Genomic DNA, 14,714 nt, shown 5'->3' with positions numbered 1-14,714 from the left:
GGACGGAATGTCGACGGCGTCGCGAAGCTGTATATGCAGTGCGCCGTACGGTCGCTCAGGTCCGCGCCGCCGCCGCGCCCACGCCGTGGGCCGTGGGCCGTCGCCAAAGGCAAGGTCGCCAGGCACCGGCGGGACCGGCCGCTCGCCGGCGCTCAGCTGCAGTAGGTCCGCACCCGCACCGCCGTCAGCCCGTACTTCTGTTCCAGGCTGCTGGCGTCCTGGCGCGATGCGAAGTACACCACCGTGTAGCTGTTGCCCTCCGCGGCCACGCCGAGCGCCGCGGCGGCGCCCACGTCGCACGCCAGCGGCACGACCACCGCCCGGTAGCCGAGCACGGCCAGCTCGCCCGCCGTCTCATCCCGCGGCGGCCGCTGCGTCCCGGTCTCGTGGACACCGACGACCGCGGCCCACACCTCGCCCCCGTTCGCCGGCGGTGGCACCGGCGCCGCGTACGCCGGCGGGCACCCGGATCCGAAGACACACATCCGAGGGATCATCGCTCCCGGACGGTCGAGCGTCTCGGGGGTCCGCACGATGCCGTCGAACTCGGCGATCGCCGAACCGACCCGCACTACCAGGAACCGGAACGGCTGCCCGGTCTGCTCGCCGGCGCCGTCGCGGGGCAGCGCGACCGTGATCGACAGGGCCTCGGCGCCGAGGGCCGGGCTGCTCGCCGGCGCCAGCACGCTCGCGCCCTCGAAGCCGCTGCACCGCTGCAGCCTCGGCCGCAGGTCCCGCATGACCGCCTTCGCGGCGTTCTCGTCGCGGTACACGTACAGGGCCTGGCTCAGCTGCCGGCGCTGCGCCTGCTCGCCGTCGAACTCGGTCATGGCCCGGCGCGCCACCGGCTGCCCGAAGCACTCGACCTGGAAGGTGTGCTCGTCGATGACCTGCTCGGCACGTGCCTCGCCGGCGAGGAAACCGGGCGGGATCCGGTCCGGCCGGGTGCCCGTCGGTGTCGCCGTCGGCGCGGCAGGCGCCGTCGGTGAGACCGCGGGCGGGTTCGGCGCCGCGTCCCGGTCCGGGGGGCGGGCGATCGCCCAGCCGCCGGCGAGGACCGCGAGGACCGTCAGCCCGGCGAGGGCCACGTGCCCCGCGCGGCGGCGCCGCCCCCGGGCCTCGATCCGCTCCGCCGGCGGCGCGACCGCGGCCGTGTCGACCCGCGCCCGGAGCGCCCGGAACGCCTGGTCGACGGCCTCGTGCCCGGCATCCGGGGTCATGACGTCACCTCCGTGGTCAGCATCGGAGCCAGGGCCTGCCGCCCGCGGGCCAGGCGGGCCTTCACCGTGTTCTCCGGCGCGCCCTCCATCCCGGCGATCTCCGCGACCGTGAACCCGCCGAGGTGGAACAGGACGAGAGCCCGGCGCTGTGGCTCCGGCAGCCGGCGCAGCGCCGCGACCAGGTCCAGGGTGTCGCCGTCGGGTTCGGGGACCGGCGGCGGCGGTCCGTGCCGCGCCCAGCCGGCCACGGCCGTGCGGGCCTTGCGCCACCTGCTGATGGCGAGGTTGTGCCCGACCCGGCTCACCCACGCCCGCGGGTTGTCGTAGGTGTTGAGCTGCCGCCAGCGCGCCCAGGCCCGCACATAGACCTCCTGCGCCACGTCCTGCGCCTCGCCGAGGTCGCCGGTGTACGCGACGAGCTGCGCGACCAGGCCCCGATAGGTGTCCCGGTAGAACTCCGCGAACGTGTCGGCGTCTGCCATGTCCAGGAACACGCCCCGTCCGGGTCGCCGGTTGCATACGGAAAAGCATTCGTTCCACTGAATTTTGCGGTGCGACCCTGGCGGCGAGTCCGTTTCGGGAGGAGGAACGACGATGACCGTGCAGTTCGTGCGCCATCTGCAGCGGCACGACACGGTGCTGCGGGTGCCGCGGGGCGGTGCCGTGGCGTGGGACGACGAGGGCGTGCACGCCGAGGCGTACACCGCCGACCCGCAGCGGTACGCGTTGAGCGCGCTCACGCCCGGGGTCCTCGCGTCGCAGCGGGCCCGGCTGCTGCTGCAGCTGTTGCTCGCCTCCCGCGCCGGGCTCGACGACGCCACCCGGGACACCCTCGCGCGGGTCACCCGGGTCCTCGCGCTCGGCCTCGCGCCGGCGGACGTGCTGACCGTGCTGCTGGCGGTACGCCGGCGCCGGGCCAACCACAAGCACGTCACCCGGACCGTGCTGACGGTCCTGCTCGAGCACCCGCACGCCGCGCAGCTCGCGCAGGCCCGGCGCGGCCTCGCCCAGGACTGCTTCGAGCACGCCCTCGGCCGGGCCACCGCCCGCGCCTGCGTCGACGCCCTGCGCCGCGGCGCCCGCCCGCACCACGCGCTGCTGCGCTCCAGCGCCGCGTCGCAGCGGGTGCCGGCGCTGTACCGGCACGCCGACGGCACCGGGCTCGTCGCGCTCCCGCCGGCCGCCGGCGACCTCGACCTGACCGCGCAGCGGCCGGAGACGGTCACCGCGACCAACCGGGGCGACCTCGCCGCGACCCTCGTGCACCTGCTGCGCGGCGGGCCGAGCGGCGAGCTGCTGCCGGCGGTCGCCCGGTACACCGACGCGATCGTCGCCGGCCTGCCCCGCTACGAGGGCACCGTCGCGCTCGTGCTGGACGATTCCGCCTCGATGCGCGGCTACGGCGAGCGCGAGTGGGCGGTCGCGTCGCAGGTCGCCGCGCTGCGGCGGGTCCTGGACCGGATCTGCGCGCGGCTGGTCGTGGTGCCGGTCGGCGGTGGGCACGGCCGTCCCGGCGGGGCGACCGACCTCGCGACGGGTGTCCTGGACGCGCTGTCGGGCCCGGTCGCGCCGGACGTCGTCGCCGTCGCCTCCGACGGCTACGAGAACGTCCACCCGGGCGACCTGGCCCGGGTCACCGCCTCCCTGCCCCGGGCCGGGATCCGCACGCCGGTCGTGTTCTGCCAGGCCACGTTCGGCCACGCCGACGACCTGACGCTGCGCCGGCCCGCGCCGGCGCTGCCGCAGCGCACGTTCTGGCACGGCGACGACCTCGCGCCGCTGGTGCTGTGGATGCTGTCCCATGTGGACGGTGCCGCCGCCGACCGGTGGATCGCCGCGGAACTGCGCCGCCGCCTCGCCGCCGCCTCGCTCACGTTGGAAGGAGGACCGTGATGAACCTGCCAGTCCCCGCCGGGGTGGACACCACCGGCTACCGGCTCGGCCCGCCGCAGCGCGCCGGCGCGCTCACCATGGTGCCGGTCTTCGGCCCGGCGTACCCGGGTGTCGCACCGCCGCGCAGCGGGCTGAAGCTCAGCCGGGTCGTCACCTACGGCCAGGTCGAACTGACCAACCCCGGCGACACCGGGGTGGCGATCGTGCCGCTGCACGTCGGCTACATCCAGGACTCCGCGCAGAACCACGCCCTGTGCCGCTCGGCGTTCATCGCCGCGGGGCAGACGCTGCGCTTCGACGACGCGTGCTGCGTCCAGGAGAGCCAGGGCGGCTACCTGTCCGAGCGGGACCAGTGGTTCTTCATCCTGCCGGTCGAGCTGCGCGCCGCGGCGCTGCGGCTGCGGGGCACCAGCCAGTACAGCAAGCTGTGGGGCGACATCGCCGGCTTCAACGCCCGCCACGGGCTGCCGGCCCGCGGGCACCTGGAGCAGGTGCTGACCCGCAAGCGGGCGGTGCTCACCCAGTACCAGAGCCGCCTGGAGCTCCTCGACGGGCAGCTCGGCGCGCTGTTCTTCGTCGGCGACCGGCTCGCCGGGCTGGAGATCGCGCCGGACCCGGGATACTTCGCCGAGGTCTGGATGGCCCTGGTGTGCTTCGCCTACGGCCCGGCCGCGTGGTTCGCCGCACCCGGCCCGCCCGCTCCGGTGGACGCCGCGTTCGACGTGGACTCCCTCGACGGGCTGCGCACCGCCCTGGCGGCGCGGCGTCGTTCGGTGGCGGACGAGGTGGCCGACTGGCTGGCCCGCGCCGCGTGGCAGCCTGGCGACCTGGTCGAGGAGGAGCGCTACCTCGACCTGCGACTGTCCACTGTGGTCAGTGACACGGTCGGTGGCCAGGTGGTCACCGACGGCCCGCGGCTGGTGTACGCGTCGCTGTTCGCGGCGACGGTCTGAAAATCCGGTTGCCGGCCGCACCCGGGAACCGGTTGAATACAAGGTATTGCGGGACTGCGTCAGGCCCGGCCGACAGGCCCCCCGATTCCAGATCGGGGCACAGTCGCTAACTCAAAGCGGCCATTTATGTCGACAGGGCGCTGGCCACCCGACCCGCGATCGCCACGAAGGCGCCACCCCGGCGGGGGTGGCGCCTTCCGCGCTTTTTCAACGGTGCCAGAGGTGGCGGCTGGGTTCGCCCCGGTCGTAGCCGATGACCAACCGGCTTCCAGGTGCGCTGCGAGCAGCGCGCCCGGCAGGTCCTTCGCCCTCGACCACCGTCGAGGGGAAGGCGTTGTCCAGCGGCGACTCCGCCGCGACCACCTCGGGCGCCAGGTCGTGCTCCGGTGCCGGCGAGACCCGCAGCCGCAGCGCGGTGTCGAACAGGTCCGTGCCGTCCGGCGTCAGCGACACCCAGAACGCGACAGCGGTGCGGCGAAACCAGACAACCCGAAGGATCCTCGGGGTCGGAGCCCCGGCGATCCTTCGGGTTGTCGCGGTGTCGCGGTGTCGCGGTGGTGTCGGTGTCGGGTCAGCGGTTGGCGTCGGCGTCGCGGAGGGCGTCGCGCTGGGCCGGGACGGCGGGCTCCGAGGAGTGGCGGGCGAACCCGTTGCCGTGGCCGGTGCCGGTGCTCGGCCGCTCGTCGTCGGTCGTCTCGTGCGCGGCCGTGCGCGGCTCGAACAGGCTGCGCGGTGCCCCGTCGCCCGGCTTGCCCTGCCCGCGGCCCTGCTCGCCGAGCGGACCGTGCTCGCCGGTGCGGCTGTCACCCCGGCCGTTGTCGTCTCGGCCGTTGTCGCTCCGGCCGTTGTCGTCCCTGCCGTTGTCGGACCTGGCGCTGGCGGCGCGGAGCTGCGCGCCCAGGGTGCCGCGCTCGCCGCTGTCGTCGCCGGCCTGCTCGCCGAGGGGGCCGTGCTCGCCGAGCGGGCCGTGCTCACCGGTGCGGCTGTCCTCGGGCTGGTCGTCCTCCGCAGCGCCGTCGTCGGCCGCCGCGCCGCGGTCGGCGCCGTTGCCGGCCTGGGCCGGCTGGCCCGCGCCCGGGCGGACGCCGAGCGGCTGACCGGTGAGCGGGTTGATCGCGACCGGCTGCCCGGTGAGCGGATGGATCGCGACCGGCTGACCTGCGACAGGCTGGCCCTGCTGCGGGTGACCCTGCTGCGGGTGACTCGGCTGCGACTGGTTCTGCTGCGGGTGGCTCTGCTGGGGCTGGTTCTGCTGGGGCTGGCCGCCGGGCTCCTGCTCGGCGAGGCGCTGCTGGTCGACGACCCGCTGCTGCTCCGCGGCCCGCTCCGCCGGGGTGCGCACGGGGATCTTGGCGTATTCGCCGGTCTCGCCGCCCGCGGCGGCCGCCATGACGGCGGCGGCGGCCAGGTCCGCGACCCGCTTCGCCTCGCGCTGCACGCGGGCGCGGACCTCCTTGGCGTGCCGCTCCGCGGACTCGGCGGCGGAGCGGGCCTCCTCGAGGCGGCCCATCTCCTCGGCCAGGTCCTGGCGGGTCTCCTTCAGGCGCTGCTGGAACTGCACGACCTCACGCTCGGCGGTCGCGCCCTCACGGCGGGTCTGCGCCAGGCGCTGCTGGTGGGACTCCAGCTCGGCCTGCAGCTGGGTCAGCGCCTGCCGGCGGGCCTGGATCTCGCGCTGGACGGTGGCGAGCTGGTGCTGGGCCTGGGCGTTCTGCTCCTCGGCGCGCCGGCGCAGGCCGGTCAGCTCCTCCTCGACGGCGGCGCGCTGGCGGGTCAGCTCCTCCTCGACCGCCTCGCGGTGCGCGGCGACATCCTGCTCAGCGGCCGCCTTGACCTCGTCGATTTCCTTCTCGGCGGCGGCCTTCCACTGCGCCAGCTCCTGCTGGGTCTGCTTGCGGGCCGCCTCGATCTCCTGCTGGATCTTGAGGTGGGCCGCTTCCAGGAGCGCCTTCGCCTGGGCCTGGGTGTGCTTGATCTGCGCGGCGCTCTGCTCGTTGATCCGGTTGGCCTCCTGCTCGGCGCGCTGCTGCGCGGCCTCACTGTTGGCCCGCAGCCGCTCCGCCAGCTCGCGGATCTCGGCGAGCTCGCCCTGCGCGGCGGCGCGGCGCTCGTCATATGCCTGCTGCTCCTCGGCGCGGCGCTTCGCCAGCTCGTCGTCGAGGTCCTGCAGCGTCTTGGCGGCCAGCTCGCGGGCCTCGGCCAGGACCTTCTCCGCCTCGGCCTGGTGCTTGGCGGCGCGCTCCTGGGTGGTGCTGGTGATCTGGTTGGCCTGCTTCTCCGCGAGCGCGAGGATGTCGTCGACCATCGGCCCGAGGTGCCGGAACGAGGCCTTGTCGATCTGCGCCGGTCGGTCCCGGATCTCCGTGAGCTCGGCCTGCAGCTGCTGGCGCTGCGCCTGCATGGAGCGCAGCCGGGTGTCCAGATCCTGCCGGTCCGCCTCGATCCGCCGGCGCTCGGCGGCGAGCTGGGCGATCTCCCGGTCCTTCTTGGCGAGGAACTGGTCGACCTGTCCCTGGTCGTAGCCTCGCAGCGCGACCTTGAAGTTCGGCCGCGAGCCGGAATCCTCGCGAGCCGTCAACAGCTCTCCGCCCTGGGACATGTGCCAACCCTCCATACCATCGCGCGCGCGATCTGGCGCAACGCTACCGTCGCGTGCCGCCGGGCCAACACCCCGCCCGGCGTGTCAGTTTCGCACCACACCGGCCGGTGGCGGATCGTCCGGAAGGCCCTCGATCCTGCGCGCGTGCTCGATCATGCCGTGGATCGCCTCGAGACTCGGACCCGACAGCCCGGCGGCGCGCAGCGCCATCGTGCGCACCGCGTTGTCCCGCAGCGCGGCGAGGAGTTCCAGCTGCTCATCGATGCGGCGGGCGGCCTCGTCGTCCAGGAAATATGCGGCATTGACCCCGAAGAACTCGGCGAGTGCCTCGAGGTGGCGTTTGGTCGGATTGTCCCGAGCACCCTTGCGCAACTGCCAGATATACGTGTGGGAGATCATCACCCCCCGGTCACGGATGGCGGCGGCGACCTCCTCGTAGCTGTACTCGCCGCGGCCGGGCGGGTGGACCGTGCCGAACAGCCGGTCGAGCTTCTCTGCGAGGGTCACCTTGCCTCCTGCAACGTAGCGACGCTTGACAATCGCACCCCCACGATGGAAATCTCCATCATAAGCTCAGATTTATGGACGAGGTCGCCCCATAAACTGAAGTTGACGTCATCCATTCGGGTCGGATGGATCGCTGTGGCCGGCGAGAGCAACGGGGGTGGCCACAACGTCCTGCGCGGCCGCGTCGCGGTATCGCCGCGCGAGGCCGAGCAGCGCCCGGACCTCGGTGTCGACGTCGGGCCCGCCGGCCGACTGGGAGGCGCCCGGCGGGCCAACTGCCGGGGCGGGGGCGGCAGTCACCGGGGACCCGGACGCCATGGCTCGCACCGCGCGCCCGGCCGCATCCTGCGGTGCCGCGGCGCTGTGCCGCCGGGCGGTCACCGCCGCCCGCAGGGCCGCCGCGTCGTCCTCGCCGTCCCCGGCCCGCGCGGCGAGGAGCCACTGTGCGTCGCGGATCTCGATGACCCGACGGTAGAGGCGCAGTTCCACGCTCCGCAGCGTGAGCAGCTCGCCGAGGCGCCCCGGCGGGTCGCCGAGCACGACCTCCGGCGCGGCCGTCGACAGCTCCAGCCACAGCGGCCGCAGTCGCTGCAGCGCCACATAGCGTGAGGTCCAGCGGCGCAGCCCGCCGAGGGCCGGCAGGGCGCCGCCGGCGGCGAAGAGCAGCAGCATCGTCGCCAGCAGCGCGCGCGAGACGTTCTGCGCGGCGGTGGTGTCCAGGGCGACGCTGCCGGCGGCGTGGCTGATCTGGTAGACGACCCGGTTCGTCATGAACAGCAGCCCGACCACGGCCCCGGCGCTCAGCAGCCACATCCCGGTCCGCAGCGGCCCCGGCGCGACCGACCGCCCGGTGGGGCGGAACAGCACCAGTGCGCAGATCAGCCCGACGGTGAGCCCGAGCTGGGTGAGCACCGCGTAGGCGGTGACCACGGGCTCGCCGGCGTGCTCGTAGACGAAGTCGTAGCGCTCCGGGCGGCGCGGGGCCAGCAGGAACAGCACGCACATCGCCACGGACGTCACGCTCAGCAGCGCATACGCCGCGCGGCGTAGCCAGGCCCACCGCGCCGGGTCGGTCGACAGCAGCCCGACGATGTGGACCAGGCCGGCGGACGCGGCGAGGGTCGCGAGGTTCTTCAGCGGCACCGAGATGTCCGCCACGTGCAGCACCGTGTCGGTCGCGTAGGAGATCTCCCGGCGGTTGAACGTGAACGACAGCGTCGCCAGCAGCACCACGAGGCGGACGGCCTTGCCCCGCTCGGTCTGCGGCGTCGCGAACCGCCAGATCGTGAACGCCCAGAACGCGACCAGGACGACGATCTCCAGGACGTCAACGACCACGGCGCTCGACCACGAACGGCTCGGCGAGGGCGTCGTACAGGTTGCCCAGGGCGGGATCGACGGGCGGCCGGGCCGCGGTGGTGCCGGCCCGCTCGTTGAGCATCGTCGCGATCATCTCCGCGACCTGCTCCTGCGGCGCGCTGTAGGACGAGCGGCGCAGCACCCGGGCCACCGTCGCCGGGTCCAGGTCGGGCAGCAGCAGCGCGGTCACGTCCTCGGGCTCGGGCTCCGGCGCGACGTGCTCGCACAGGATGTGCCCGATCTCGTGCAGGATGATGTGCTGCTGGTGCAGCCACCCGGTGCCCGCGGCGTAGAAGACGTGGTCGGCCTTGTCGGTCGCGAGCCACAGCCCGCACGCCGTGCCGTCGACCCCCGCCTCCGGCAGCTGGTGCAGGTGCAGGTCGCGGCCCCGCGCGGCGGCGACGGACGCGCAGAACGCCCGGAGGTCGAACGGGTCCGGGACCTCCAGCCCGGCCAGCATCCGCCTGACCTGTTTCTCCAGCTCTCGCAGCCGCATCCACGCTCCAGCCGACGGTCGGGGCATACCGGCTCAACGATATGCCCCAGGTCGGCGCCGCCAAAGCCGCCACCGCTTTCATTTGTTCAGCTCTATTGACAGTGTTCGTGGCCCGGACGTACGGTGCCTGCACTTACTCGGTTCAGTAAGTATTCCGTACAGTGGCCCGCCTGGCCCGTCCTGAAGGAGCCCCCCGTGCGAAGAGCCTGGATCGTGGCGGTCGCCGCCCTCGCGGCCGCCGTGCTCGCCGTGGTCGCCCAGCCCCGGCCCCAGACCGCCGACGCGTTCCCGCAGTCGTCCCGCAGCGCGCTGATCAGCTACCTGAGCGGCATCTCCGGGCAGTACACCATCACCGGGCAGCACAACCGTGAGCCCAACGCCGACCCGACCAAATGGACCCGGGTTGCCCAGCAGATCACCGGCCAGACCCCCGGCCTGTGGGGCGGCGACTTCCTCTTCCAGTCCGCCGACGTGTCGTCCCGCCAGACGATGGTCGACGAGGCCGTCCGCCAGTGGCAGGGCGGCTCACTCGTCGCGCTGACCTGGCACATGTGCCCGCCGACCGTCGGCTCCACCTGCGGCTGGGACATCGGTGGCGTGCTCAGCCACCTCAGCGACAGCCAGTGGAGCCAGCTCGTCACCGACGGTACGTCGCTGAACACCGCCTTCAAGAACCGCCTCAACGAGGCCGTGCCCTACCTGCGGCAGCTGCAGAACGCGGGCGTGCCGGTGCTCTTCCGCCCCGTCCACGAGATGAACGAGGGCTGGTCCTGGTGGGGCGGCCGGCCCGGCGCGAACGGCAGCCGGAAACTGTTCCAGATCGTGCACGACCACTACGCCAACACCCAGGGCCTGACCAACCTGGTGTGGGTGTGGAACGTCAAGGACGTCAACATGGGCTCGATCGCCGACTACTGGCCCGGACCGTCCTATGTGGACCTCGCGACCCTCGACATGTGGGTCAAGTACGCCCCGAGCACCTCGGACTACCAGGCGATGCTCAACGTCGCCGGCGGCAAGCCGATCGCCCTCGCCGAGGTCGGCCAGGTGCCGGGTGTCGCGCTGCTGCAGGCCCAGCCGCGCTGGACGTACTTCATGGTGTGGGCCGAGTACCTCACCGACGGCGCGTACAACTCCAACGCCGCGGTGCAGAACACGTACTTCAACAGCCGCGTCCTGGTCCGCGGCGAGTTCACCGTGCCCGGCTCGACCGGCGGCACCCGGACCGGCCCGGTCACCGGCCTGGCCGGCAAGTGCCTCGACGTCGCCGCGTCCGGCACCGCGAACGGCACGAAGATCCAGCTGTACACCTGCAACGGCACCGGCGCACAGCAGTGGAGCATCGGCACCGACGGCACGATCCGGGCGCTCGGCAAGTGCCTCGACGTCGCCGGCGGAGCCAACGCCGACGGCACCAAGGTCCAGCTCTGGGACTGCGTCGGCAACGGCAACCAGCAGTGGACCCGCGCGGGACAGACCCTGGTCAACCCGTCGACGGGCCGGTGCCTGGACGCCGCCGGCCAGTCCAGCGCCGACGGGACCCAGATCCAGATCTGGACCTGCAACGGACAGACCAACCAGCGGTGGACCGTGCCGGCATAGGCTCCGAGCCGTCCCTGCCGTCGTTCAGCCGGCGGCGGGGGCGGTGCTGTCCCTGACCGCCAGGGTGGGGTTGGTGTACCGCACGCTGCGCGGCTCCCGCCCGTCGACGCACTCGAGCAGCAGCCGGGCCGCCTGCGCGCCGTAGTCGGTGATGTTGCGGCGCAGGACCGTCAGCGCCGGATGGACCAGCTCGCACAGCGGTGAGTCCTCCCAGGCGAGGATCGACACGTCGGCGGGCACCCGTACCCCCATCTCCGCCGCGACCCCCAGCCCGGCGAGGGCCATCACGTCGCTGTCGTAGACGATCGCCGTCGGCCGCGGCGCGCCGCTCAGGATGCGCCGGGTGGCCTGCGCCGCCGCGTCACCCGTGTAGTCGGCCGCCACCACGGTCACGGTCATCCCCGCCGCGGCCCGCTCGACGGCCGCGGTCCGCGCCTGGGTGTGCAGCATGTCCGGCGGCCCGCTCACTCGGGTGACCCGCCGGTGCCCGAGGGACGCCAGGTAGCCGACCACCTTGCCGGCCGAGGCGGCCTCGTCGGTCCACAGGTTCGCCAGTCCCGGGATCGCACCCGTGCCGCCGACGACGACGGCCGGCAGGCCGAGCGCCTGCAGCGCCGGCACCCGCGGGTCGTCGCGGCGCAGGTCGCACAGGACCACCCCGTCCACCCGCCGCTCGGCGTGCCACCTGCGGTGCACCGCGATCTCTTCCTCGGCGCTCGTGACGAACTGCAGCGCCAGCCCGAACCCGCGCGCGGACAGCTCCATCTGGATGCCGCTGATGAGCTGCCGCCGGAACACCTCGATGCTGAACGCCGCCGACGTCCGGCGCAGCGTCAACCCGACCGCGTCGCAGGACGCCCCGTGCATCGCCACCGCCGGCCGGTGCACCGCGAACCCGAGCTCCGCGGCGACCTCCCGCACCCGCTCCCGCAGGTCGTCGGACACCCCGGGCCGCCCGTTGAGCGCATAGGAGACGGCGACCCGCGACACACCGACGCGCTGAGCGATGTCGCTCATCGTCGGCCGCCGACCCATCCGCCCCTCCCAGCCCACGGCACCACCTGCGCCGGACCGAGGATGAAGTTACTCGCTCCGGGTGGCTGCCGCCGCGGCCGGCCGGGGGGTTCCCACCTCGGAGCCCCCCATGCTCGCGCTCGCACGGCCTCCGCTTCGTCAGGGGAAGGGTCAGGGGGGTGGGGCGGCGACGCTGTCGCGGAGGAGGAGGCGGGGGGTGGCGTCCTGGAAGTCGCCGGGCGGGGCGCCCTCGAGGTGGGCGAGCAGGGTGCGGGCGGCATTGGCGCCGTACGCGAGGACGTCGCGGGCCAGGGCGCTCAGCGCCGGATACGCCATCTCGCACAGCTGCGAGTCGTCGCCGGCGATGATGGACAGCCGGCCGGGGACGTCGAGGCCGAGCTTGCGGGCCACGTGCAGGCCGGCGGTGGCCATGATGTCGTTGTCGTAGGTGATCGCGGTCGGGGGGCGGGCCGAGGTCAGCAGCTGCTCGGTGGCCCAGGCGCCGGCCTCCCAGGTGTAGTCGGTGTCGACGACCTCGGCGGCGTCCAGGTGGTGGCGGGCGGCGGCAGCCCGGAACGCCGATGTGCGGATGCGGGTGTGCTCCAGGGCGGCGAGGCCGGCGACGCGGGCGATGCGCCGGTGGCCGATGGCGGCGAGGTAGTTGATGGCCTCGGTGAGGGCGGCGGCGTCGTCGCTCCACACCGCGGGGATCGTCGAGCCGGGACGCGGGTGGCCCACCAGGACGCCCGGCAGGCCCAGCGTGGCGAGGGCGGCGACGCGGGTGTCGTCGGCCCACAGGTCGGTGAGGATGGTGGCGTCGATGCGGCGGGCCGCCCACAGCGAGCGCAGGGCGTCGATGGCCCGGTCGTGGTCGGCGACGACCTGCAGGACGAGGGCGGTGCCGGTCGCGGACAGCTCAGTCTCCAGGCCGGCGATGAACTTCATGTAGAACGGCTCGACGCCGAGGGTCGCCGCGTCGCGGGCGATGACCAGGCCGATCGCCTCGGCCCGGGACGCGGACAGGCCGCGGGCGGCGGCGCTGGGCTGCCAGCCCATCTCGTCGGCGATGGCGAGGATCCGCGCGCGGGTGCGGGCGGAGACGCCGGGACGGTCGTTGAGCGCGAACGAGACCGCGCCGATGGAGACGCCGGCGGCCTCGGCGATGTCGTTGATGGTGGGGCGCCGGGTCACCATGGCATTGTCGTCGCAGCCCGCACCGGCCCGGCACACCGGGTCACTTGGTGGCTCCGGACGTGAAGCCGTTGTAGATGAAGCGTTGCAGGAACAGGAAGAGCAGCAGCGTCGGCACGATGACCAGGATCGCGCCGGCGGAGATGGTCTCCCAGTGCGCGCCGAACGGGCCCTTGAACCGGAACAGCGAGGTGGAGATGGTGCCCAGGCCCTCCGACGGCATGTAGAGGAACGGGATGTAGAAGTCGTTGTAGACGAAGATGCCCTTGATGATGACGACGGTGGCGATCGCGGGGCGCAGCAGCGGCAGGATGACGCTGCGGTAGATCCTGAACGTGGAGGCGCCGTCGAGGCGGGCGGCCTCGTCGAGGGAGACGGGGATGCCGCGCATGAACTGGACGAAGATGTAGATCGCGACGATGTCGGTGCCGAGGTAGAGCAGGATCGGCGCCCAGCGGGTGTCGAAGGCGCCGAGGGCGTCGACGACCTGGAACGTGGTGACCTGGGTGGTGACGCCGGGGACGAGGGTGGCGACCAGGAACGCGCCGACCACGACCTTCTTGAACCGGAAGGTGAAGCGGTCGATGGCGTATGCGGCGAGGGTCCCCACGAGCACCGTGCCGGCGACGGAGACGACGAGGATGAGCGCGGTGTTGGCGAAGGCGGTCAGCATCCGGCCGCTGGTGAACGCGGTGGCGTAGTTGGCGAAGTTGGTCCAGTCGGCGGGCGGGGCGAGGGGGTCGCCGCCGTCGGTCATCTCCCGCGGGGTCTTCAGCGAGGTGAGGAACACCGACACGAGCGGCAGCAGGACGACCAGCGACACGGCGGCGAGACTGAGGTACTTGAGCACTGCGACGAGCCGGCTCATGTCAGGTCGGTCCTTTCCTCTGGTACCAGGCGGCGCTGGACCCAGGTGACCAGCAGCACGATGAGCAGCAGCACGACCGCGGCGGCCGAGGCGAGCCCGAACTTGTTGAACTGGAAGGCGAGCTTGACCGTCTGGATGACGAAGGTCTTGCTGTCCCCGGCGCCGCCGGTCATCACGAACGGGATCTCGAACACCGACAGGGACCCGGAGACGGCGAGGATGACGCTGAGGCTGAGGATCGGTTTGATGCCGGGGGCGACGATGTGCCGGAACACGTGCCAGCGGTTCGCGCCGTCGAGTTCGGCGGCCTCGTGCAGCTCCGGCGGGATCGCCTGGATGGCGCCGAGGAACAGCACGAAGTTGAGCCCGAGGAAGCGCCACACCGACACCCCGGACAGGGAGACGTTGACGAGGTCGGGGTCGCCGAGCCACAGCTTGCCGGGGTGCGCGCCGAACAGCGCGAGGACCGCGTCGAGGGTCCCGCCGGGGCGGAAGAAGTAGAGGAACACGAACGACACGGCGACGCCGTTGATGAGGTACGGGAAGAACAGGATGCCCTTGAACAGGTTCCGCAGCCGTAGCTTGAAGCTGAGGATGAAGGCGAAGTACAGCGCGAGGCCGGTCTGCACGAACGCGGCGAGCAGGTAGTACACGCTGACGACGAAGACGCTGAACAGCTCCGGCCGGGTGAACAGCTGCACGTAGTTGTCGACGCCGACGAACGCGGGGTTCGGGTCGAGGCCGTCCCAGTCGGTGAAGCTGTAGGAGATCATGCTGCCGACCGGGACGTACGTGAAGACGATCAGCAGCGTGAGGGCGGGCAGCAGGTAGAGCCAGGGGACGAGTCGGGTTCTCACGGCACTCCGTTGGGCGGGGTCCGTCGTGGCGCCGCCCGGCCGGGGGGGGCCCCGCCCCGGCCGGTGCGGTGTGCCATGGGGCCGGACGGGCGCGCTGTGCGTGAGTCGGGCGCCGCGCTGGGCCCCGGCGAACCCCCTGCCGACCTGGGCCGCCG

Annotated in this window: 14 protein-coding genes; 3 read left to right on the top strand and 11 right to left on the bottom strand. The window is 73.0% G+C overall.

The annotated features are described in order from the left end of the window. Positions 1-152: 152 nt before the first annotated feature. Complete coding sequence (locus tag AB0K00_RS40585) at positions 153-1,220, bottom strand: hypothetical protein (protein WP_363532471.1); 1,068 nt, start codon at positions 1,218-1,220, stop codon at positions 153-155. Beyond that, complete coding sequence (locus tag AB0K00_RS40580; RefSeq protein ID WP_363532468.1) at positions 1,217-1,702, bottom strand: sigma-70 family RNA polymerase sigma factor; 486 nt, start codon at positions 1,700-1,702, stop codon at positions 1,217-1,219. Before AB0K00_RS40580 ends, AB0K00_RS40585 begins: the two co-directional genes overlap by 4 nt. A gap of 112 nt (positions 1,703-1,814) precedes the next feature. Between AB0K00_RS40580 and AB0K00_RS40575 the strand changes: the two genes are divergently transcribed. Together AB0K00_RS40575 and AB0K00_RS40570 are read left to right on the top strand one after the other, a co-directional pair. Further along, positions 1,815-3,113, top strand: a complete 1,299-nt coding sequence (locus AB0K00_RS40575; RefSeq protein WP_363532466.1) for a hypothetical protein — start codon at positions 1,815-1,817, stop codon at positions 3,111-3,113. Then, entirely contained in the window at positions 3,113-4,066 is a 954-nt protein-coding gene (locus AB0K00_RS40570; RefSeq protein ID WP_363532463.1) for a DUF6569 family protein, read from the top strand. The genes AB0K00_RS40575 and AB0K00_RS40570 overlap by 1 nt, the downstream gene beginning before the upstream one ends. Before the next feature lie 207 nt (positions 4,067-4,273). Here AB0K00_RS40570 and AB0K00_RS40565 read toward each other — a convergent pair whose 3' ends face one another. From AB0K00_RS40565 to AB0K00_RS40545, 5 genes are all read right to left on the bottom strand, one after another. After that, entirely contained in the window at positions 4,274-4,519 is a 246-nt protein-coding gene (locus tag AB0K00_RS40565; RefSeq protein WP_363532460.1) for a hypothetical protein, read from the bottom strand. A gap of 118 nt (positions 4,520-4,637) precedes the next feature. Continuing rightward, positions 4,638-6,665: a hypothetical protein gene (locus AB0K00_RS40560; RefSeq protein WP_363532457.1), complete on the bottom strand. Its 2,028-nt coding sequence runs from the start codon at positions 6,663-6,665 to the stop codon at positions 4,638-4,640. A gap of 84 nt (positions 6,666-6,749) precedes the next feature. Then, positions 6,750-7,172 (bottom strand): XRE family transcriptional regulator, encoded by a 423-nt coding sequence (locus AB0K00_RS40555; protein WP_363532454.1) that lies wholly within the window; start codon positions 7,170-7,172, stop codon positions 6,750-6,752. Between the two features lie 108 nt (positions 7,173-7,280). Next, entirely contained in the window at positions 7,281-8,510 is a 1,230-nt protein-coding gene (locus AB0K00_RS40550; protein WP_363532451.1) for an MAB_1171c family putative transporter, read from the bottom strand. Then, complete coding sequence (locus tag AB0K00_RS40545) at positions 8,500-9,027, bottom strand: hypothetical protein (RefSeq protein ID WP_363532448.1); 528 nt, start codon at positions 9,025-9,027, stop codon at positions 8,500-8,502. The genes AB0K00_RS40550 and AB0K00_RS40545 overlap by 11 nt, the downstream gene beginning before the upstream one ends. 195 nt (positions 9,028-9,222) lie before the next feature. On the opposite strand from AB0K00_RS40545, the gene AB0K00_RS40540 reads away from it, so the two are divergent. Next, entirely contained in the window at positions 9,223-10,629 is a 1,407-nt protein-coding gene (locus tag AB0K00_RS40540) for a glycosyl hydrolase (protein WP_363532445.1), read from the top strand. Between the two features lie 24 nt (positions 10,630-10,653). On the opposite strand, the gene AB0K00_RS40535 is transcribed toward AB0K00_RS40540, so the two are convergent. The 4 genes from AB0K00_RS40535 to AB0K00_RS40520 all read right to left on the bottom strand — a co-directional run bounded on the left by AB0K00_RS40535 (position 10,654) and on the right by AB0K00_RS40520 (position 14,559). Next, complete coding sequence (locus tag AB0K00_RS40535; protein WP_363532442.1) at positions 10,654-11,646, bottom strand: LacI family DNA-binding transcriptional regulator; 993 nt, start codon at positions 11,644-11,646, stop codon at positions 10,654-10,656. A 168-nt stretch (positions 11,647-11,814) separates the two neighbouring features. Then, positions 11,815-12,837 (bottom strand): LacI family DNA-binding transcriptional regulator, encoded by a 1,023-nt coding sequence (locus AB0K00_RS40530; RefSeq protein ID WP_363532436.1) that lies wholly within the window; start codon positions 12,835-12,837, stop codon positions 11,815-11,817. 40 nt (positions 12,838-12,877) lie between these two features. Beyond that, positions 12,878-13,702, bottom strand: coding sequence for a carbohydrate ABC transporter permease (locus AB0K00_RS40525; RefSeq protein ID WP_363532433.1), 825 nt, complete (start codon positions 13,700-13,702; stop codon positions 12,878-12,880). Then, entirely contained in the window at positions 13,699-14,559 is an 861-nt protein-coding gene (locus tag AB0K00_RS40520; protein WP_363532430.1) for a sugar ABC transporter permease, read from the bottom strand. The genes AB0K00_RS40525 and AB0K00_RS40520 overlap by 4 nt, the downstream gene beginning before the upstream one ends. Between the last annotated feature and the right edge of the window lie 155 nt (positions 14,560-14,714).

This window comes from Dactylosporangium sp. NPDC049525 (assembly GCF_040676755.1).
Lineage (GTDB): Bacteria > Actinomycetota > Actinomycetes > Mycobacteriales > Micromonosporaceae > Dactylosporangium.
The sequence above is the reverse complement of the archived record's forward strand: the minus strand, read 5'-3'. Positions and strand labels throughout refer to the sequence as shown.